General features: G+C 39.2%; 17 protein-coding genes. 11 read left to right on the top strand and 6 right to left on the bottom strand.

Going from position 1 to position 22,811, the window contains the following annotated elements; translation table 11 throughout:
• Positions 1–23 precede the first annotated feature (23 nt).
• The 6 genes from PX700_RS12680 to PX700_RS12655 all read left to right on the top strand — a co-directional run bounded on the left by PX700_RS12680 (position 24) and on the right by PX700_RS12655 (position 8,947).
• Positions 24–1,250 (top strand): efflux RND transporter periplasmic adaptor subunit, encoded by a 1,227-nt coding sequence (locus tag PX700_RS12680; protein ID WP_415638080.1) that lies wholly within the window; start codon positions 24–26, stop codon positions 1,248–1,250.
• Between the two features lie 8 nt (positions 1,251–1,258).
• Positions 1,259–1,963: an ABC transporter ATP-binding protein gene (locus PX700_RS12675; RefSeq protein ID WP_415638081.1), complete on the top strand. Its 705-nt coding sequence runs from the start codon at positions 1,259–1,261 to the stop codon at positions 1,961–1,963.
• Entirely contained in the window at positions 1,957–4,350 is a 2,394-nt protein-coding gene (locus tag PX700_RS12670; protein WP_479520890.1) for an ABC transporter permease, read from the top strand. Before PX700_RS12675 ends, PX700_RS12670 begins: the two co-directional genes overlap by 7 nt.
• Complete coding sequence (locus tag PX700_RS12665) at positions 4,343–6,712, top strand: S9 family peptidase (RefSeq protein WP_415638083.1); 2,370 nt, start codon at positions 4,343–4,345, stop codon at positions 6,710–6,712. The genes PX700_RS12670 and PX700_RS12665 overlap by 8 nt, the downstream gene beginning before the upstream one ends.
• Before the next feature lies 1 nt (position 6,713).
• Positions 6,714–7,244 (top strand): sugar O-acetyltransferase, encoded by a 531-nt coding sequence (locus PX700_RS12660; protein ID WP_415638084.1) that lies wholly within the window; start codon positions 6,714–6,716, stop codon positions 7,242–7,244.
• Positions 7,245–7,321: 77 nt separating this feature from the next.
• Positions 7,322–8,947, top strand: a complete 1,626-nt coding sequence (locus tag PX700_RS12655; protein ID WP_415638097.1) for a tetratricopeptide repeat protein — start codon at positions 7,322–7,324, stop codon at positions 8,945–8,947.
• Positions 8,948–9,200: 253 nt separating this feature from the next.
• Here PX700_RS12655 and PX700_RS12650 read toward each other — a convergent pair whose 3' ends face one another.
• Positions 9,201–9,665, bottom strand: coding sequence for a hypothetical protein (locus PX700_RS12650; protein ID WP_415638085.1), 465 nt, complete (start codon positions 9,663–9,665; stop codon positions 9,201–9,203).
• Positions 9,666–10,017: 352 nt separating this feature from the next.
• Between PX700_RS12650 and PX700_RS12645 the strand changes: the two genes are divergently transcribed.
• Complete coding sequence (locus tag PX700_RS12645) at positions 10,018–11,658, top strand: hypothetical protein (protein WP_415638086.1); 1,641 nt, start codon at positions 10,018–10,020, stop codon at positions 11,656–11,658.
• 72 nt (positions 11,659–11,730) lie between these two features.
• Complete coding sequence (locus PX700_RS12640; protein ID WP_479520889.1) at positions 11,731–13,716, top strand: hypothetical protein; 1,986 nt, start codon at positions 11,731–11,733, stop codon at positions 13,714–13,716.
• 63 nt (positions 13,717–13,779) lie between these two features.
• Here PX700_RS12640 and PX700_RS12635 read toward each other — a convergent pair whose 3' ends face one another.
• The 3 genes from PX700_RS12635 to PX700_RS12625 are packed head-to-tail and all read right to left on the bottom strand — an operon-like array spanning position 13,780 to position 18,144.
• On the bottom strand, positions 13,780–16,176 hold the full coding sequence (locus tag PX700_RS12635; RefSeq protein ID WP_415638088.1) for an ABC transporter permease: 2,397 nt from the start codon (positions 16,174–16,176) through the stop codon (positions 13,780–13,782).
• A gap of 1 nt (position 16,177) precedes the next feature.
• The gene (locus tag PX700_RS12630) at positions 16,178–16,879 is read right to left on the bottom strand and encodes an ABC transporter ATP-binding protein (protein ID WP_138585638.1); all 702 of its coding nucleotides are present in this window, start codon (positions 16,877–16,879) and stop codon (positions 16,178–16,180) included.
• An 11-nt stretch (positions 16,880–16,890) separates the two neighbouring features.
• A complete protein-coding gene (locus PX700_RS12625; protein WP_479520888.1) occupies positions 16,891–18,144 on the bottom strand; it encodes an efflux RND transporter periplasmic adaptor subunit in 1,254 nt (417 codons plus the stop codon).
• A gap of 225 nt (positions 18,145–18,369) precedes the next feature.
• Here PX700_RS12625 and PX700_RS12620 point away from each other — a divergent pair, with 225 nt between their 5' ends.
• Positions 18,370–19,776 carry a sigma-54-dependent transcriptional regulator gene (locus PX700_RS12620; protein ID WP_479520887.1) on the top strand — a complete coding sequence of 469 codons (1,407 nt, stop codon included), beginning with the start codon at positions 18,370–18,372 and terminating at the stop codon, positions 19,774–19,776.
• A 2-nt stretch (positions 19,777–19,778) separates the two neighbouring features.
• Positions 19,779–21,098 carry a sensor histidine kinase gene (locus PX700_RS12615; RefSeq protein WP_479520886.1) on the top strand — a complete coding sequence of 440 codons (1,320 nt, stop codon included), beginning with the start codon at positions 19,779–19,781 and terminating at the stop codon, positions 21,096–21,098.
• A gap of 193 nt (positions 21,099–21,291) precedes the next feature.
• Here PX700_RS12615 and PX700_RS12610 read toward each other — a convergent pair whose 3' ends face one another.
• On the bottom strand, positions 21,292–21,738 hold the full coding sequence (locus PX700_RS12610; protein WP_415638090.1) for an REP-associated tyrosine transposase: 447 nt from the start codon (positions 21,736–21,738) through the stop codon (positions 21,292–21,294).
• Between the two features lie 82 nt (positions 21,739–21,820).
• On the opposite strand from PX700_RS12610, the gene PX700_RS12605 reads away from it, so the two are divergent.
• Positions 21,821–21,997 carry a hypothetical protein gene (locus PX700_RS12605; RefSeq protein ID WP_415638091.1) on the top strand — a complete coding sequence of 59 codons (177 nt, stop codon included), beginning with the start codon at positions 21,821–21,823 and terminating at the stop codon, positions 21,995–21,997.
• Between the two features lie 17 nt (positions 21,998–22,014).
• On the opposite strand, the gene PX700_RS12600 is transcribed toward PX700_RS12605, so the two are convergent.
• The gene (locus tag PX700_RS12600; RefSeq protein ID WP_479520885.1) at positions 22,015–22,608 is read right to left on the bottom strand and encodes a hypothetical protein; all 594 of its coding nucleotides are present in this window, start codon (positions 22,606–22,608) and stop codon (positions 22,015–22,017) included.
• Positions 22,609–22,811: the final 203 nt, after the last annotated feature.

Here is a 22,811-nt window from a genome sequence, read left to right as displayed (position 1 = left end):
TAAGAATAACAAAAGGAATAACTATGAAATTTACATCTAAACTAATCTATCAAGGGTTGATAGGTTTATCTGTCGTTATGCTTATCTCAGGTTGGCAACTAGGTTTTGCCGATAATGCCGAAATTATATCAAAAGACTCTGTCACTATTGCGAAGGTTGAGCGCGGTGATTTTTCAATAAAAGTGGATGGATATGGTTTATTGCAATCAATCAATAAACGGCTGCTTACTGCAACTAGCAATGCCGTAGTTGACGAAATAAAACTAAAAGCGGGTGCTGTGGTTAACCATGACACTGTGATCCTCACTTTAAATAACCCCGAGCTCGAAAGTAAACTGCGCTTGGCATTAGCAAAACTTAAAAATGCCAAAACCCAAAAGCGGCAAACCGTATTGCTACAACAACGCGAGTTGTTAAATAACGAGTCAACCGTGTCAGAGCTAAAAGCACAATCTGAAATTGCCATGTTACAAGTTGAAGCAGAACGCACACTGGCTAAATCTGGTATTGTCTCTGGGATCAGCGCTAAGAAAAATGAGCTCGAAGCCAAACAGCTATTAAAGCGTATTAACCTTGAAGAATCTAAGCTTGATAAATTAGCACAGATGCAAAAAGAGTCGCTTTCAATTCAAGATGACTTAATAGCCCAAGCGCAAGACGAGTTTGATGTCGCCAAATTAATGGTAGAGCAACTTTCAGTTAAAGCAGGTATGAACGGTGTTATTCAACGCTTGCCCTTAAGTTTAGGGCAAAGCGTCACTGCAGGTTCTGAACTGGCGCTAATAGGAAGCCTCTCTCCTTTGGTTGGTGAAATAAAAGTACCGCAAATTCAAGCTCATTTAATTCAAATAGGTATGACAGCCCAAATTAGCACCTTGAATGACCAAGTGCGCGGCCAAGTAGTACGTGTAGATCCTGTGATCAGCGATGGTGCTGTACAAATTGATATTGAACTCGAAGCTTCAGAATCAGACACCATGAAACCCATGCAACAAGTCGATGCGACTATTTTTGCCGATGTACAAAAAGAAGTGAATTATATAAAACAACCAACAGGTGCAAGCGAAGGCGGCTATGGCTCATTATTTAAACTCACAATGGATAACAAAGCCATTAAAGTTGAAGTGCAATACGGCAAAGCATCTGGGCAACTTATCCAAGTGTTGTCAGGGTTAGAGCCTGGTGAACAAGTCATTATTTCTACATTAGATATCCCCGCTGAAACAACAACTATAAAAATCGCTAGTTAAGGAAAAACATGAATACTGAAATCTTAAGAGTTAATAACCTAAGTAAGTCTTTTTCTAATGGTGAACAAGTCAGTCAAATTTTAAAAGGGATTAGCTTTACGGTATACGACGGCGAATTTATTTCTATTTCTGGGCCTTCTGGTTGTGGTAAGTCAACGCTACTGAACATAATGGGACTACTTGACACACCTCAAAGCGGTGAATATTACATTGACGGTTTACTGGTCTCTGATATGGACTCAAATCAACGTGCAAAAGTACGCGGTAATCGCATTGGCTTTGTGTTTCAATCGTTTAACTTAATTGATGAAATGACCGTACTTGAAAATGTTGCGCTACCGCTAAAATACCGTGGTGACTCTTTATCATCACGTCACGCAAGAGCGTTAGATTGCCTAGAAAAAGTGGGCCTCGCTGATAAAGCTGATTTACATCCGAATCAAATTTCTGGTGGTCAACAACAACGCGTATCGATTGCACGCGCACTAGCTGGCGATTCTGGCATCATGCTGGTCGATGAGCCCACAGGTAACTTAGACTCAAAAAACGGCGATGCAATCATGGCGTTAATAAAAGACCTTAATCAGCAAGGCACAACCATTGTATTGGTTACCCATGATCCGCGCTATGCCAATATGGCTACGCGTAATATTCAGCTAAAAGATGGCACTGTGGTTACTGCAGATGTAGATCAGGCTGCTCAGCTATGTTAAAAACAGCCTACGATACTTTTAAACGTGCCAAACAATACTATTTCACCACCGTTTTTACACTGGCATTAACATTGTCGATGGTGCTTAGTTCATTTAGCTTAGTTGATCTAGTGTTTTTCGCCCCATTACCTTATCAGCAGAGCGATAACTTATATTTGCTTGAAGGCACAATTAATTCTAAAGGTTATTCAGGGCCTGCAAGTAATTCAAAAGTAATGAGCTACATACAGAGTGAAAACACCGTTTTTACTGATGTTGCTACTTATCATAAGTGGACTGACTATAAACTACTAGATAAACCAACAAGACCTGCTGTGGACGTAATACTTGCCACACATAATTTATTTGATTTACTCGGCGTACAACCCAAGCTTGGTCGGTTATTTAACAAATCAGAAGCGCTCGGTACTCAGCAAATGTCGGTCGTATTAGGTTATCGTGCTTGGCAAGCCCACTATAATAGTGACCCTGATATTGTTGGTAAAAAAATACAACTTAATCAACGCCGCTTCACTGTTGTTGGCGTTGCTCCCGACAACCTTGTACTACCTAATTACAATAAGATAAATAACGCAATTTGGTTACCTATTGATGCTGACGAAGCCTTTAACCCTAAAACATCTAACGGCTTTATGGGCGCATATAAGAGCGTGGTTAGATTTAAGCCCGCAACCTCAGAACAAGAAATTAGTAAACAATTAAGTGATTTATCGCTCAAAGGTGCGCAGTTGCACGCGCCTAATATTTTGAAAGACTTTACTGTGGATGCGCGTGTTACTGCATTTAATGATGCACTTAGGGGTGACAGCGGGAAGATTGTATTAATGCTATTATTGGGTGTGTGTTTATTAATGCTCATTGCTCTTATCAACCTGTCTAGTATGCAGCTCGCTAAAGCCATTACGCGCATCAAACCCCTTGCAATCAGCTTTGCATTTGGGGCAAGCAAAAAGCAACTAATTATTGAAACGTTAAAACACAATGTTTTACTTATTAGTGTTGCAGTGTTTCTTGCTTTAACACTTACTCAAATCGGCTTTATCGTTATTCAAAACCTAGCAGCTGACGCCATTCAACGTTTAGACACGCTTTCTCTTAGCTTTAATACTTTGTTATTTTCAGCTTTGCTGATTATTAGTATTGCCTCACTTTATTCATTTATAGAACTTAGTGTAGTGAAGGAGCAAAACTTAATGAGCAGCCTACAAAGCAGCGGTAAAGGAACGGGTAAGCAAATGAGCTCAGCCACCAGCCATTTACTTGTTGGTCTGCAAATTTTGTTTTCGTTTTTAGTATTAACCACTGCTAGCCACGTAGTTTTAGTAACTCTTTCTGAAGCACTCAGAGATAACGGGCTGAATACAGAAGGTAAATATTCATTAACAATAAACTATAGTAATGTCGATAAATCCGGCGAGCGTATTAATTTACACAAAGCAGTTAACCAGCGGTTACTGACGCTTAATAATGTGAGCAGCTTAGCTGCTTCGTCTGAAATGAGGTTACCTAAAACGGTTAACGTCAATCAAATATACAACGAAGCTGGACAGTATATTGCCCAAGCACGTAATAGCTTAATAACTGCCAATTACTTTACTGAACTTAACTTAACGATAACGGGTAAAGGCTTTGCCAAAGGGGATGAACAACTCGAAAACCCACCGATCATTATCAATCAACGCCTTGCAGATTTACTTAATAAAAACAGTAATGAAGTACTAAATAGTAAAGTGAGTTTTGATAATAAAAAGTATTACTCAATCATAGGCATTGTCAGCAATACCTATGTGCCTGGCAGCCCTGAAAGTGAAGACTTTGAAGTTTTTACACCTAAAGATTACCCTAGTTGGCAACAATTTACGTATTTGATTACTGTTGCAGATGAAAATAATGCAATTGCCGATATTCAACAAGCAGTATTAGAAGTAGACCAACGATTAGACATTAATAACATAGCCTCTTTAACAAGTATGTTTGATGAAAAAAGGCAACGCCACTTAAATGCAGCATGGCTGGCTATTGTATTAGCATCAACATCGCTGCTGATGGTGTGTATTGGCATAAACGGTATTGTTAGCTATTTAGTTAAAGTGCGCAGATATAGCTTAGGCGTAAAGCTTTCTATGGGGGCTGACAATTATAGGTTGCTCAAAGAAAGTTTATTAGAGCTCATGCAACCCATAACAATGAGCTTAGTGTTAGCTTTTTCGTTGGCATTTTTAATTATAGGCTATTGTATGTCATTACCTGGGGTTGACCTGCCTATAGACTGGTGGTTAACAACGGTTATTTGGTTAGGGTTATTAGCAATATCAGTACTTGCCAGCTTTTTTCCGATCAACCAAACGTTACGACAAGATCCAATAAAGGCATTAAGAAATGAGTAAACTTTGTCTTTTTATAGCGTTATGGTTCATTGCTTCATCATCCGTTGTAGCTATTGAAATAGATAATAGTAAGTGGGCTAATCTCATAGAGTCTACAGGGCAAGAAACTATTTCATTATCACCGAATGGGGAGCTGGTAATATTTTTACACCAAATAAAATACCCATCAATTGAATATTTATCTCAACAGCGCGTCGCATTGGCTGGTCTGGATTTTTATACTAATTTATCGAGCAGAGTTGATACTGAACAATATAGCCATGCAACTTTATTTAATCTTGTAACAAAAGCTAAAGAAGAAATTAAGACTGTAGAAGGAGTGATTGTCGATTTTAATTGGTCTCCTGATGCTAAAAAAGTAGCCCTTTTAATTCAACGGGGTGCCAATACAAACCTATGGTTGTACGATATAAATAACAATGTATCTAACAAGCTAACAGATCTCAATTTATCCACAAGTCTTGGCGGAAGACATTTGCGATGGTTACCTGATGGCCAAAGTCTTGTCGTCAAGCAGCGAAGCTTGCCAATAAAGACATCTGAATATATACGTAAAAAACCCAATTTGTTGTCATCTGAGCTGCAAACAGATCAAGGGCGGACCCATCAAAGCTTATTAATAAATGACGAGATGAAGAATCAGTTTACATCTATCAATCAAACCAAATTAGTGAAGATAGACCTCAATGGTAAAGTTTCTACATTAACTAAAAGTGGCTTGTTTAATGATTTCTCCGTCTCTCCTGATGGAAAGTATTTACTGTATTCCATGCCTCCGAGTGAGTTGTCATCTTATTTACCTTATAAAAAATGGGGGAGCGCTTATAATATCGTTAATATAGAAGAGCCAACTATCACATACAGCTTACCCAACTTAAACGATAAAATTAATCTACCCAAATCTAAAGATAGCGTACCTATTGGCGCTAGGTTAGTTAAATGGCTACCATCAGAAGACTCAACTGTGACTTGGGTCGAAGCGAATGATAATGGTGACATGTCTTTAGCTCAAACTTACCATGATCACATCTACAAATTAGTAAGTCCATTTGACGAGAATAAAAAACTGGTGCATCAAGTAAAATGGAGAGTTCACGATGTATTATGGGGTGCTTCTGGAGTGGGTATACTTCAAGAGTGGCGCTATGATAGCAAACAGGCAAAAACTACTTTAATCAACGCCGAAACGTCTGTGAATTATTTAATCCATAGAAGAGATTATCGAGATAAATTCAACGACTTTGGTGATCCACAGACTCTCCGTACGCCTGAAGGATATGAAACTTTAGTTGAACAAGATAATTATTTATTTTTCTTTTCCTCAGGGCAAAGTAAAGAAGGTATAAAGCCAATAGCTCAATCTTTTAATATATCGAATCACGTTGTTGAAACTATATTTTTAAGCAATACTGACAGTATAGAAATGCCTATAAGAATCGCTAATGACACCTTAATAATAGAAAAGCAAAATAATACAAGCGCACCTCAATACTACGCATTAACGAATAAAGGTTTCAAAAAACAGATTTCACTTTTATCAAGCGAAAATAAAAATAGTTTTGTTAACAAGCCACTTACTATCAATTACAACAGAAGCGATGGATTAAACCTGGTTGGAACACTGCATTTACCTAACAATTATAAAAGGAATAAATCAGATAAAATCCCTGCTATTTTATGGATTTACCCCGATGAATTTAAAAACAAAAAACTGAGCCAGCAAAATACAGTACGCACGAATTTATTTAGAGAGTTTGATCCGCTAAGTCCCTTGGTATTTCTTCATGACGGTTTTGCCGTTTTCGAATCTCCTTCAATGCCAATCACCTCATTTGATGGAAGCGAACCTAACGATGACTTTATTAATCAAATTCATTTAAATGCCAAAGCAGCAGTAAATGCTTTAGAGAAAACTGGTCGTATTGATGTGCAAAAATTAGCGGTTATGGGCCACTCTTACGGAGCTTTTACTGTAGCAAACTTACTTGCGCATACCGATCTATTCAAAGCTGGTATTGCACGAAGTGGCGCTTATAATAGAACCCTAACCCCCTTTGGGTTTCAGGGAGAAAAACGTAATCTATGGCAAGCAAAGGAAACATACATTAATATATCGCCTCTAATTTACGCAGATAAAATAAATGAGCCATTATTATTAGTCCATGGTGAAAGCGATCAAAACTCTGGAACCTACCCAATGCAGTCAATGAGAATGTATCAAGCATTAATTGCTAATAAAAAAACAGCTCAGCTAATTATGCTCCCGTATGAAGGGCATACCTATCAAGCTAAAGAAAACTTATCCTATTTACTCACACACCAATCTGAATGGATGAAGAAGTGGCTCAACACTTCAAAATAATATGTTTAAACAATTTAATTCAATTACTAAAGAGTTACTTAAAGAGCGCAAAGCCGCTCAAGAAATCTGCCGCCTATTTAATAAAAGTCCGAGCAAAGGCAACTTAAAACGTATTAGAGAGTTATTTCTAGAATGTGGTGAAGGCGTTATAATTGAAGCAGGCTTTCACTGCGATTACGGCAATCAAATTACTATTGGCGATCGTACTTTTATAAACATTAATTGCACTGTATTAGATGCACCAATTGATGAAGGTGCAATATCGATTGGCAGTGACTGCTTAATTGGCCCTAATGTACAGCTATTAGCGGTATCTCATGCAGTTGAGCCCAAACAAAGACTACAGAAAGAAAATTTTGCAGCACCAATAACTATAGGTAATAACGTATGGATTGGCGCCGGAGCTATTATTTTGGCTGGTATTACCATTGGCGATAATAGCGTGATTGGTGGCGGCTCGGTGGTCACCAAAGACGTAACCGCTAATACCGTGGTTGCAGGAAATCCAGCACAAAAAATACGTAACATTTAATAGTCATACAATCTTTATGACGAAAAGTTAATACTGTGTTATTTTTAGTTTAACAAAAATGCAACTCGTACTTAGTGATGTTTCTAAATATTGTTTTTATTATATTTTTACTTTTTTCTTATCCGGTATCGGCAAGTGTTTGTGAGCAAAATAAATCAGTTGATATAACGAGTGATATTTTAACCTGCAAGCAAAAAATCAGTAAACTCAAGCCACACTCAACTGCGTCATTTGAGGCTAAATTAGAATTAGCTGTACTGTATAGACAAGCTGGTGATTTAGCCTTAGCAAACTCAGAGCTTGAGCAACTACTTAGCCAAAGTTTAAGTATTTCACAGCAATATCATGTAACGCGGCAACTCGGTATTAATGCATACAGGCAAAGAGGTTATATTCAATCTCTTACTTATTTTCATAAAACACAAAAGCTTGCTACGCAGTTAAAAAACTTAAGTTATGAAGGTCAAACATCGAATGATCTTGCTAATGTATATCAAGCGCTTGGGGATTTAGACACTGCTTTAACTTTATTTTTAAACAGTTACGACACTGCAAAGCAATTAAACGACTTAAAACGCCAAGCCGTTACTTTAAATAATTTAGGTAATATATCGCGAGATATTAATCAATTAGATGATGCTATCGTGTCATTTCGACAAGCACATTTACTGCATACACAGCTTGGCAATCAAACAAAGGCAAACCATACGCTGATAAGCTTAGCTGAAGTGTTTTTTAAAAAGTTACAGTTTGATAAAGCTATAAACCTTATAAACACAACGCTCACGCAGTTAAACAATAGTGGTGCGCACACTCAAGCTTCACGCGCCTACTTACTACTCGCTGAAATCGCTTTAGCTCAAAATAAGCTTAATGAGGCACATAAATGGCTAGCAACACAAAAACGTACCCGTAGTCTTATTCAAAATGACAAAGTCGACCAACGCGCGCTATTAATAGAGGCAAAACTAAAACAACTAGAAGGTAATGACACTGAAGCACAAGTGTTATTAAAACAAGGGTTAGCCAAAAACCACAATCAAAACAGCCAACTAACAGAGTTATTTTACATCGCACTCGCTCAGTCACAACAGCAATCAAAACAATACCGTGATGCGCTAAGTACGCTTAAAGATTACAATACAATGTTACGCCAAAATCGAACAGATACGGCCAATATATACCAGCTACGCTTGAAGCAAGCCGATATTCTCCCAAATAAGCCACAACATAACTATTTCACTCTTTATAATGTATTAGCAGTATTTAGTGCCTTTATAGCTGGGGTGTTGCTCAGCTATAAATATTTAGCACAAACAAGCAAACCTCCAAATACAGTGAATAACGCCGTCCCCAACGAAGCTACCGACACAGAACAAGACACTCGCCAATTAATTGTAGAAGTTATGACGCTATCGCTGAGTATTTGGGAGCAAACAAGCTCAAAAACAAGAATTGAGCTAGCAGAAGAAAGTAAAATGTGGAAAGTAAACATTGATGATGGTCGGCTGCGGGTGCGTACATTAGAGCGCTATTTAGCGATTAAAACACTGCCTAAAAAACCACGCTGGCGTAATATAATAAAAACCGCACATTATGTTATTAACCACTGCAATGAAGAGCATGATGATTTACATAAACTAAAACAACAAATACAAAAGCTTGAAGTACTTGCTAAAGCCTCACCTCACTATTTAACCTGAACTCTGGTTAAGAGATTTACTAACATATTGAATCATGGTGATATTTAAATTTATTTTCTCTAGCCAGAGATTTTCAATGAAAACAAGGCGAATTTACGCGTCAATAGCTGGCCTATTGCAAGTAAATTTAACGCCGTTAGCGCTGAAAATAGCTGCTCGAGATAGATTTATTATCCAGAGTTCAGGTTATTTAACCTGAATCAGAATTAAAAAGCACAAGGTATCACTTATATCACCTCGTGCTACGGTTTAGCTACTCTGCTGTGTCACAGATGTAACATGCTAGTGTAATGCCCATATTCGCTTTAAATTTTTGATGGTGTTCGTCCCCTTTAAACTCGTAAGGGCCTTCAAAGCGGGTAAATATTTGCATATCTGAGTTTAATGTATTGTCGAAACGCATCATATTTGAGTGTAACGACTCACACATATTGTTTCCCATGTCGTAAGCTAAGCGCCAATCATCAAACTGACCACAATCTAACATTGGACTCTCTTCTCCCGATATATAAAGCTTTTTTTCCGTACATCCGCTACTTGTATCACTTTTTAAAAATGCAAATGTTCCTGTTGATATTTTCATCGAAGCGAGGAACGTTGTTTGCTTTTTAGGGCAGTTTTGAGCATTAACTTCCAGTTCTTCTTGCAGCATTTTTGCACTGTGCGCATGTACAAAGGTTGTTAGTAACAGACTTGATATTAAAATTGTGTATTTCATTATATTTACCTCCATTTATTTACTTAATCCTATTGTTGATGCTGTATTTACATACCTATTAAATACAAAACCAACTCAAAAAGTGTGCCTCAAAGAAAGATAAATCACACTTAAAATCATGGGACAATTGGGTAAAATCGGGTAAATTAATTTTTAAATTACTGTATTTAAACAAATATATATTTATTCAATTCAAAAAATAATACCCAGTATGTTTACATCCCCTTACTTTTCTCACTTTTACCCAACTCGCCCCCTGCTGACCCTGCAAATTCCTTTCGTGATGAAAATAAACAAGCAATATAAAAGGGCACATTATTTGTGCTTATTTATTATTTATGGAGGAATAAAAATGAAACGTACATTAATGACACCACTTGGTTTAGGTTCTCTTGTATATATGGCAATCATAAGTACCACTGCATTTGCAGGTACTGTTGAAAATACCAACCACCGTACTACCGCTTTAGAAAATGATTATGGTGCAATGGCACCCGCTCAAGTTAGCAAACAAACTTGGCAGACTATTTCAGCATGGTCTACTGACTCGCTTTCTTTGCTTGATTTTATGGCTGAAAACGATGAAGAAGCGGTACTCAATCATTATATTGAAAAACTAACAGCAACTTATCAGGCCGAAGAAATCTTAAGCCAAATAAAAGAGATAGACGTAAATGCGCTTGATTTATGGTCTACGGTGCTTGCTGATCACTCACCAGAGGACAGCTATTACCTTGCGCGCTACCTTATACAATATAAGCCGGCTCTTTTTAAGCAATGGTTAACAATGCAAAAAATGGTTTCGTTAGCTGAGTTTGTCGAAATAAACAATCCACGGTTATTTGAAGCGTGGTTTGAAACTTACGCGGCGCCTAAGAAAAAAGGGCTCTCCGTTTTAAGCTATAACAAGGAAATAGATCCAACTACTTATAATGAAATTAAAGAGTTATTAAATAAAGATGCAAAGGGTGGTCCAAAGTCAGCCTGTGCCTGCCAAATGGTAGTCCCAAATACAGGCTCTGGTACTGTGGTAACAAATTACCCTTCAACCCCATCATCACTTGCACCTGTAATATATAGCGACAATAAAGGAATGTCTAAACACGGACTTAACTTTACCAGTACTGCTTACGGCGCATTTCATTCAGGCGATGGTGAGCGTTGGTCAAAACATAAAGCGTATGGCTACGACAACACAATAAATCATAACTCTACTGAGTTTTCGGTAAAAATGCTGTGTGCCGATCAAGCGGGTTTTGATTGTAATCAAAGTAATTCATGTTCAGGAAACTTAGAAGTTAGAGGCACTTATGCCTCTCGTTTCCATGTAAAAGGGACCGCAAAGCAAATTTGGTCAAAAGCCACTAATGCACACTCTGCCGATGGCGCAAAGTTTGCCGTTGATTTACCTGGTTCTGCCCCTGAGATTGTATTGTTTAATAAAGCCGGTGGTGCAGCAATGAGCTTTAACACTGGATGGGATATTAACTCGGTGCTGGGCACTATAAAAGCAGCTTTAGGTATTACTGCTGCAATAGTTAATGACAATGCGGGCAGCTTACTCGATGCACAACTTGCAAGTGATTTAATTACTAATATTGCAGGTATAATTACCCGTTCGGGTAACGAAGCAAGCGTAAACTCGACGATGCGAGCTCGATTTGATTCATCTGACGTAAGTCCATTTTTGTTGCAACCTAACGAAGTTTACCACTTCACACTGGACTCAGAAGCCCATGTTAAAGCACGAGGTTATGGCGGTTATTCTGATAGTCATTTTGAGTTTGGTAGCTCTGGCGCTGTAATGTATGCCGCTAATCACTTTACTTGTGGCCCAAATGTTACCGCACCTATGCCTACCGGTTTATGGTTTTATGCCAGCCAATCAGGTCCTGATAACACCGCATCTCTTCGTAGTGATGTAGAAGGCTGGCTATCTATTCAGCTAAATCAAGGTGTTAATGCTATTCAGCAGCAAGGGGTTGTATATTAAGCACTGCAATCAAACTTATAAAGGGTAGGTGTTTCCTACCCTCTTTTGTATGTTTAAAGCAAAGGAGTCATCATGAAAAAACTACTTACATTTTTTATCACCGCACTTACAATAACAACAAGTATGCATTGTGTTGCTATAGCAAAACAATTTGATACAAGCACTCTACCAGTACTCTTTTATGCAAACCAAGAGAGCTATTTGGCTCAAACACCTTGGTTTAATTTTGCGTATCAGCAACGCAAAATACAGCTACAAACTTGTAAAGAAGAAGCGTGTGTTCAACGTTTACAATTTTTAGAGCTCCAAGAAGGAGATCAAAGCCATCAACATAATAATGGCTCCGCTTTTTTAGGTAACGCCGATAACACACACACTTCAAACACTTACTCAAAGCTTAAGTTAGGCCAAAATAATCACAATACGTTGCATGTTAGCGGTAACCAACGGCGCATTCTTTTTTCTTTTGAGATCACTGAAAGAGGCACGCCATTACGGTTCAAATTTGAAGACGAACAAGATTCTCTAATCTCACAGGAACAACATGCCCTTGTTCGCTCGTCTAAGTTATGCATATCAAAGTGTGAAACAACATGGCAGGCATTCAGCGTAGATAAGGAGGGTCAATACACTCCAATAACTTTCCACCAGCAGGCGCAAGATCAGTGGGTTATTAAAGAACTAGATAATACCATTAGAATTGAATTAACCGCTTTATTTGGTCAATATTCAGCCCCATTACAGCAATATCACAACGAGGAAGTGTCGTTTTCAAGCTATCAAATAAATGACAAAGCACTTATAAATACACAGAGTCATGATCAACAAAATCAATATAATTTTGAACATACTAAAGTAATTGGTTTGAGTGAAAACACATGGATTTTGCAACAAGATAGCACTCTACAGCTGACTGATAATAATGCAAAAATTATAAAGTCTCGCGAGCTATCAACTTGGCACGTAAACAAATTGATAAGCAGCTATATATCAAAAAATCAGATTTATTTATTAGCACAAGTAAGTGATAAGTACCTAACCCCACCTTCAAAGCAAACCGTGATAGCCCAATACCCAAAGGAAACGCAAAGCAAAATGCGCCCTGTAGCACTCTATGAGTTCGATTTAGCGCTTAACTTAATATCTAGCACCACACTCTATTTGCCTGAAAGTGAACTACCGTATGCACAAATAACACTTCAGTCGTGGGGAGTATTAGTAGGCACAGGTGAAGCCGCTGCTGCATCGGTTAATCACACTTATCAAAGTAACCAATCATCAGCAAACATGGCAAACTGCCCGATGATAAATGACGGTTATGGTTATGGCTTACTATGTTGGAAAGCATTAAACAACCCAACTATAAATTATACACCTAGTGCAGCTAGTAGCATGATCCCAGTAACGGTTGTCGACAATACAACGCCAAACCTACTTAACCAACTGGAGGCAAACCAACATGGAACAATATTCGATAACAGCGGCACTCCTGTTGATCCAGGCGGCTCATGGACACATGCAAATAACGTTGCAATAAACAAAGAGGACTTAGGCCTATCAATTGCGATGTATAATGAACGGTGGAATTCACCTGTCGCGGCAAATATTATTTTCCCGGCGGGTAGCTCTTCTCGTCCTGTTATGTTTAGGTCTGTAGAATATTCTGCAGCAAATACCAGCAACCTCCCACACAATGTTTGCAATCAGTTTGCTGCCAATTCTGGCTATCCTGAATACCAAGCCGCCGATGCATGTATGACACAAGCAAATTTTGGCCTATTTAGCTTAGACACTTTGAAATTTGATCGCTGGCAAGGCGGTATCTACCACCCCGACCAAAGCGTAAGTGGCAATGATAATAGCTGGTTCCCGTGGTTTACTAATTTTGTTGGTGATCCTCCTGTCGAAGAAGCTTTTACAGCTGAAGCAGTCCATGAAATGGTGGCTCGTATGCGTATTAACGCTGCAAATATTGGAACTTTAATACAAGATTCATACATTGACGGGCACTTATATACCCAAGCACATGTACCAGGGTATTACATTCCGTATCAATAAACTTTACGATACAAAAAAGGGTTAGTGTATTCCCCAACCCTTTTTTAATTCACTGAACTTTATTTATTCATAGCGTAAAGTAAGCGATGGCCTTGTGCTTGCAGCTTTAAATGCAAGGCTTGCAACCGTGAGCCAAGTAATCGCAGCAATAACCAAAGCTGCTAAGCTATATACCCACCAAACTTGATCGATGCGGTCATTAAAATTAGCAAGCCAATCGCCCACCAGCCAATAGGTAAGTGGGTATGCAATGGCTACACTCACCAATACTAAAATTAAAAACTCTTTTGCCAGTAGGTTCATAATACTAATACGTGATGCGCCAAGTACTTTGCGTACCGCCACTTCTTTTTGGCGACGAATTGTGGCAAATGAAGCTAAACCAAATGTACCTAAGCAGGTTAAGAATACCGCAAGGCCCGTAAAAATAAGTACTACAAGAGAAACTCGCTCATCAGCTTTTAAAACCGCTTTATAGTTTTCAGCTAGTAGGTTTATTTTTGGCTCATAAATATTAGACACCTCAGCCAAGGCTGCGATCACTTCTTGCTTTATAGCTGGGAGCTTTTGCAAATTAACTGTTAAAATCACTTCAGATACCGGTGCTAAATAGTTAAAGCCACATAAAAACATAATGTTAGAATTTGCATCTTGTGCATTACCAATTTTTACATCTTTTACAACACCGACAACCCGCATATCCACATTACGCCCTGTGTCTTTAATTGTTTGTCCAACAATATCAGCCACATTGCTATAACCAGCCTGCTTGGCAACGGTTTCTGTAATAATTGTACCCACCGTTGTAACCCCGTTTGCTCGCGTCGCCCAGTCTGAGGAAAACTCACGGCTAAAGTCTCTACCAGCAATGAGCGTAAGGCCTAGCCCTTTTACGACATCAAAACCAGAACCTATCACAGGGGTTATTCCACCTGATGATTCTCCATTGGGCCAAGTTGGCTGTAATGTATTATTAATTGAAACGGTTAAACGGGTATCAATAATCGTTGCTTGCTCTACGCCATCAATAGCCGTCAAGCGATTAATTAGTGCGCTAGGCTGCTGCGTAAATACCGATTGCACAGGCAACTCTGAAACCACTAAGCGTTGCTGTGTTTGATAGCCCAAAGGAAGACTTTGTAAGTGAGATAATTGGTTTAATAACGTAATAGAGGCAATGATCAGGCCTATTGCCAATGAAGCTTGTAGGGTTAATAAACTTTTACGCACCCAAGTAGCTGTACTGCCTCGTTGTAAATCGCCACTTAATACTCGTTTAGCGCTAAATGATGAGATAAACAATGCAGGGTACAAACCGGCAAGTATGCCTACAGCAATCACCACGCTAATAATACCCAAGCCAAAGGCTGAAAAATAAATTACGACTAGCTCACGATCGACTAACTGATTAAAGCTCGGTAATAACAGCTCTACTAATACACATGCAGTAATCATCGACAATAACGCAACCAACATAGACTCAGCTAAAAATTGCGTTACTAACTGCCCTTTACTTGCGCCAAGTGCTTTACGCACCCCAACTTCTTTAGCACGCCTTGTGGACTGCGCCACCGTCATATTGATAAAGTTAAAGCCCGCAATTAAAATAAGCAACACACTCAAACCCGCACAAATCATCACGACTTGCTTTGCGCCACCCGCTTTCATTTCAAATGGTGATTTGGCTATTAAATGTAAGTCTAATAGTGGGTGAAATTCAATGGCAATTTGCCCCGCCATTTGCCCATTAAAGTATTGTTTAGAAAGTGTATCCGCAAGTGCGATTGGATCGGCCTGTGGCGCTAAACGCATATAAACGTAGCTACTATTCATCATAAGGTTGCTCGGGTCATGTTTTACATACACTAGGTTTTTAAATGCAAAGTGAGTATTGCTTGGTAAATCTGCAAACACCGCCCGTACAGTATATTGCCCTTGTTCGTGCTGTAGCGTATTACCAATAACATTCACAGAACCAAAAATACGCAGTGCTTCAGACTCACTCAATGCTAGGCTACCAGGTGTACTCATAGCATTTTTTAAATCGCCAGCCAATGTGTTCATATTGATAAAATTCTCAATATTTGGAGTTGCTCCATATAAATCGCTGAGCTTAAAACCCTGATCGCGATACTGTACGTCAACCATCGCCTCTCTAGTCATCGACACCATAGTCAAACCAAAGACTTCTTCCACTTGGCTATACTCGACTGCCTTCGCTCCTTGTGAATAATTGAAGATTGGGATCACAAATAAGCCCAACTTCGAGAAGTCTTGGCCTACGCGGTAAACACGTTCAGCATGTGGCTGCTGACTATCGTAAGACAGCTCATTTTGTGCGAACAACGCCACTAAAATAGCTGAAGCTAAGCCAATACTTAGACCTAATACATTTAAAATAAAATGTTGCTTTTGCTGTTTGAACGAACGCAGCGCTGTAATAAAGTAACTTATAAACATGCTATGCAACCTCCATCGTTTGTTGTACGTTATTTGCTTTATCAAGCATCACTTGGCCATCAAGTAGGCGTACTAAACGATCTGCATAATTACCCTCTTTATCAGAGTGCGTAACCATAATTACCGTGGTGCCTTCTTTATTTAATTCGCGGAGCATTGCCATTACTTCATCACCATTTTTTGAGTCTAAATTACCGGTTGGCTCATCGGCTAAAATTAGCTTAGGATTAATCACCAAAGCTCGCGCTACTGCTACACGCTGCTGCTGACCACCCGATAACTGCTGCGGTAAATGATCGCCTCGATGATCAATACCCACTCGCTTTAAAATGGTTTCAACACGCTCTTTACGCTCACTTTTTGAAATTTTTTGATATTGCAAAGGCAGCTCTACATTTTGATAAACTGTCAATTCATCAATTAAGTTAAAGCTCTGAAATACAAAACCAATTGAAGCTTTACGTAACTCTGCTAATTGTTTTTCGCTATAACCTGCAATGTCAGCACCTGCAAACTCAAAGCTTCCACTCGTTGGCGAATCTAACATGCCTAAAATAGATAATAAGGTTGATTTACCACAGCCCGATGGGCCCATAATTGCTAAAAAATCACCTTCTTTTACGGTTAGAGTAATATTGCTTAGTGCAGTTGTTTCAACATCTTGAGTACGAAATACACGGCTTAAATTAGTTAATTTGATCATTATTGTTATCCTTAAAATTGTAGTTGTTGTGCTTTTTCGAAGTTGCTGTAGCTTGAGGTGATCACTTGATCCCCTGCTTTTAGCCCTTCAAGCACTTCAAAATAATGTTGATTTTTTTTACCTAAACGAATATCACGGCGCAGTGCTTTATCACTACCTTGCTCAATTACGTAAACCCAATTACCACCCGAGTTTGTGAAAAATGCGCCTCGATTAAGTAATAAGGCATCGTTTTTATTGTTGCCAAGCATTAACTCAAGGTCGATGCTTTGGCCACGCTTAATACTTTTAGTGTTACTGGGTAAGTCCACTTCGATTTGAAATTGAGACTGCTGTACGCGGCTATCGATTTTGCTCACTTTGGCAGTAGTAGCGTCATCATCAAGCTCAATCATCACGGCCATATCGCGCTGCACCTGATTTAAGTAAAACTCATCAAGACGTACCACTAATTTATACTCGTTAGGAATATCTATTTGTCCGAGTCGTGCGCCGCTACTTTTTGATTCGCCAATTTCTACATCAAGCTCGCTTAAATAACCAGATACAGGTGCTTTTACTAATAAGTTGTCAAGGTTTCGACGAGCAAATTGAAGGTTTTTCTCGAGCATTTTAGCGCTGTCTGACAGCTGTGCGACTTGCACTTCACGTATTGATCTTTCTTGCTTTTGACGCTCAAGCGTTAGCTCCTTGCGAGCATGGTAATAACTTAAATCTTCCTCAAGTTCTGCTAATTTATCTTGCGCCAACACCCCACTTTTAACTAATGGTTTAGTTTGTTTTAAACGGCGTGTTAAATGCGTAATCTTTAACTCTATTTCTAATAAGTCTCGGCGTAAGTTTAAGCGACTGGTTTCCATATTCATTTGCGTATTACGTAAAAAATTAAGCTGCTCTGTTACTTGAGCCTCACGGCCCATAACATCAAGTTGCAAGTTAGTATTACTCAAGCGCACCAAGGGTTGGCCTACTTCTACAAATTCGCCTTGCTCTACCAAACGCTCCTCAACTTGGCCACCGGCGATAGTATCAAGATAAATACTGGTTTTTGGCACCACTTGACCGCGTAAGCTCAACGCATCTTTAAATGCACCTTGTTTAACTGTGCTAACCGTAAGGCTGCCAAGCTCAACATTTTGGCTACGACCTGTATCGCTAGTTTGCGTAAAGCCATACGCAGCCGCCGCAACACCTAAGGCCATCGTTGCAAAGATGAATTTTTTAAAATACTTTTGAGTAAATGAGCGTTCTATTTTCTTATCCATGTTGCCGCCTTGATACAGGTTTAATTTAACTAATGACCTATTGCTATTACAAAGCGTATGCCAACTTTAATTATTCTTTAATTACAACAACTTGAATAATTCCTTATACAGATAGATATTTTAGGTGTCCGTTTATAGAACACTTTTTATTTTAATAAGCGTCCATTTATGGACACTGTTCCTTTTTTGTTTTAGGCTAAATAAAACTCTATAAAAATAAAAACCATGAAACACACAGGCTCAATTTTAATTGTTGACGACAATCCCGATATTCTCATTGCAGCACGCTTGCTATTAAAGCAACACTATCAAAGCGTCAAAACTACTGATAACCCCTTTGATATTGCTGGCATTATTAGCAAGCAACGAGAAAGCGATCAGCCCATTGACGTGATTTTATTGGATATGAACTTTAGCCAAGATTCGATTAGCGGCAAAGAAGGGTTTTATTGGCTCAAAAAAATCATTGAGCAAGACGCCAATATAGTGGTGCTACTGATGACCGCTTACAGTGATATTCAGCTTGCGGTGGATGCCATTAAAGCGGGTGCCTCTGATTTTATTGCTAAACCTTGGCAAAATGAGCAATTACTTGGCGCGGTTGCTGCTGCATTCTCGCACGCAAAAGACAAGCAACAAGTTGGTAAACTTACTCGCCAAAAGCACGGCCTAAACCAAGCACTAAATACGCCTTCGTTTAAATTTTTAGGGCAAAGCGCAGCAATGCAGCAAGTATTTAATACTATCGAAAAAGCCGCAAAAACCGACGCAAATATATTAATCACTGGCGAAAGTGGTACAGGTAAAGAGCTCACCGCCCATGCAATTCATCAAGCAAGTATGCGCAGCGAACACACCTTTATGAGTGTAGATATGGGCGCAGTGGCGCAAAACCTGTTTGAAAGTGAGTTATTCGGCCATAAAAAAGGGGCATTTACCGATGCAAAAGTGGATCGAATTGGTAAATTTGAGTTGGCTCAAGGCGGCAGTTTATTTTTAGATGAGTTAGGTAACTTACCTCTTGAACATCAAGCTAAGTTACTCGCCGCATTGCAAAACCGCCAAGTAACTCCGATCGGCAGCAGTAAAAAAATTGATATTGATATTCGCCTCATTTGCGCCACTAACGACAACCTTGAGCAAGCCGTCGTCGACGGTCGCTTTCGTCAAGACTTACTGTATCGTATTAATACTGTTGAAATTAGATTACCTGCCTTACGTGAGCGCAGTGACGACATTCCATTACTAGTAGATTATTACCTAAATCATTTTTCACAGAAATACAAACGCGACCTAACCATTGCGGTAGGTGATATGACATCACTTTGCCAATACTCATGGCCGGGAAATGTGCGTGAGCTAGCCCACGCCATAGAGCGCGCGGTAATATTAAGTGAAGGCGAAAATCTTGATGTGAGTTCAGTGGTTGGTAATACTACAAGTAACGTCAACAGCACTAATAACCCTATCGAAAATAATAATTCATACGACACTTTTGATTTAGAAGCACTTGAACAACGCACAGTTCGAGCTGCCCTTACTCATCATCAAGGTAATGTAAGCCACGCTGCTAAAGCGCTTGGTTTAACGCGCGGTGCTATGTATCGTCGCCTTGAAAAGTATGGATTATAAACATGCGACCTTACTTTTTTCTCGGGTTCAACCTAGTCGCATTAAGTAGCTGCAGTGCATTACTGTGCTACTTACTTATTAATAAAGGTTTCTCGGCAACATTATTGTTAGTCGTCTTGGTTGGTGTTACGTTGAGCGCCCATATTTTCACACTATTTACTCGCCAACAAAAACAAGCTGAAATAGTTATTCGCGCACTAGCTAATGGCGATAGTACGTTAGGTCTTAGTCAGTACCACCCAATGCGCCAGCAGTTCGATCAAGTAAAAGCACAAATGCAAACCGCACGCTTTAATGCCGAGCAACAAGCTCAGTTTTTACAAGCATTACTCATTCATGTCGATTTGGCTGTATTGGTGTCTGATAACAGTGGCCAAGTGATTGAATCAAACCCCGCTGTAAGTAAGCTTTTAGGTAAAAACGTTAAGCACTTGAGTGAATTGGGCGCTGTGGGTGATCTTCTTTTAAAAGCCGATCGAAACGTACGTAATACCCTGCATTGGCAAACAGGTGAACAACAAGATACATTATCAATTGCGCTCAGTATCGCCGAAATTCAAGGTAAAGTTCGCCGCGTTGTCAGCATACAGTCTATTCACGACCAATTGCAGTTAAAAGAGCAGCAGGCCTATAAGCGCTTAACTAAAGTGCTAACTCACGAAATAGCGAATTCTATAACGCCACTTTCATCACTCGCTAACACGTGCACCACTTTATTACCGCAAACGCTGTGCTTTGATGAGCTTGAAGATAAGCAAGACTTACAACTCGCACTCACTACACTTGCGTCTCGCACTGAGCATTTAGGCGATTTTATAGCACGCTTTCGTCAAGTAAGTAGCTTACCTACACCTAAATTAGCGCCTTATAATTTAACTAGTGTGCTCACACAAATAGTTGCATTACATCAGCAGCAAGCATTTAACCAAGGCACTACTTTTGAGCTTAATATTAATACCCAACAATTAGTGATGCTCGACAACAGCCAAATAGAACAAGTACTGGTTAACTTAGTAAAAAATGCACTTGAGGTACTCGCCACAAGCCACCAACATAATGCGCAAAACCCTAACAAAGCACCAACGATTCAACTCATCCTCGCACAAAATCACGCACAACAGCTTTACATTGAAGTCAGCGATAACGGACCTGGTATTGCTGAACACGTTATTGATATGGTGTTCGTGCCTTTTTTTACTACCAAACAACAAGGCTCGGGTATTGGTTTGAGCTTATCGCGGCAAATTATGCTCAACCACGGCGGTGATTTGGTTTATGTAAAAAAACCACAAGGTGCATGCTTTAGATGTGTGTTTGGGTGAGTAATCAGTAGATCGTCGTTCACAGCAACAACATAAAGTAACAACCCTCTAGCAAGCTACTTTACGCGCTAAAGCACGTCCTACGTGTAGGTCGTCATTTATGGCGACAACACAAAGCAGCAATCCTACAACAAGCTACTTTACGCGCTAAAGCACGTCCTACGTGTAGGTCGTCATTTATGGCGACAAATACCTACAAATATACTGAATTCCAAAAAGGGTAATCACCAAGCTTGTTAACTATGCTACGCCTTAAAGGGTTCGCTGCAATGTATCTTGCTATTTCAATTCTATTTTCTTCTTCTCGTAAAGCATGATCATAATACGCAGGCTGCCACACATTTTGACGAAACCCACGAACCTTATTTACTCGCCAAGATGATAGCCCTTTTAAATGACCAACCACATTGCCTAACTTAGCCCCTTTAAGCTGTAATAAACCATGAAAGTGATCAGGCATAAGAACCCATGTTAACCAGCGGCACTGGTGACTAAATTCATTATCAGCAATACATTTGCAAAAAGTATTGGCAAGCTCATAGTCACTAAATATGTTCTGCCCATTCTGGCACGTGATAGTAATAAAATATTCGCCGGACTGAATTGATACTCGCCCTTTTTTTAAATCACTCCAACTCATCCAAAACTACCTCTTCTAAACAAAGTTTCATTAAAAAAGGTAGCTCAGTTATCCCAAGGATGCTTGCTGTAGGTCGTCATTTATGGCGAAAACACAAAGTAGCTTAACCCTACAACAAACCACTTTACGCGCTAAAGCACGTCCTACATGTAGGTCGTCATTTATGGCGACAACACAGAGTAGCTTAACTCTACAGCAAACATCTTTACGCGCTAAAGCACGTCCTACTTGTAGGTCGTCATTTATGGCGACAAATTAAGGTATGAAAATCAAAAACTAACTTTTTAACCCTAACTCAATTCTTAACTTTTCAATATCTTTATGTTGCTCAAAAAAGCTCACAACAGCCTGAATCTGTTGCAACTTTTCGCCTTCAAAATTAGCCAAGTAATGTTTAATCTCTCTAAAACCACACGTTAATTTCATTTCCGCCGGCATTGCTGCTAAGGCAGCAAACACCTCTTCAATAGTTTTATCGTTAAGTAAAAAGCGAATAAGCTGCATCACAGCTAAATTCTGTGGATCCTCTGAGTTTTTTTCAGCCTCTGTAACACGCTTAAGAACTTGTTCTGCCGCTTCATAAAGTAAAGCCAGTTCAGCTATATTTGCTTTTGAAGCAGCTATAATGTTTCTAATCTCACTGTTTTCTGAGCTGTGAAATGTTTCAAGCAACATTGAATGCGGCTTTAGAGCTGTGGGAAAGTCTTTTTTCAGGCCATATACAGCACTCTGGTTAAACATCGCACTAGCTACGGGTATTTGAATCTCTTCATTCAACGAGCCTTTAAACTGCTCAATCAAGCTTGTGTTACTGTTGAGAGCATCTTTCAACTTTTCCTCCTTACGATAAGCAACACCTTGGTTTAGCATTGCTTTTGCTACAAATTTCCAACTCCCATCATTATGTATACTTTTAAAGTTTTTAATTAACTCATCATAAGCTTTAAGTTCAGCATTTATACCAATCTGCTTATATATGGGGTCTATTTAACGTTAAGAAAATTACGCTAGAACTAGGCAAAAATTTTTGTATCTAGTGTTCTCGGCAATTGCTCCCTGCATTGCTCTACCTC

Source organism: Pseudoalteromonas sp. TP27 (genome assembly GCF_056470645.1).
This window is presented reverse-complemented; position numbering and strand designations above follow the sequence as displayed.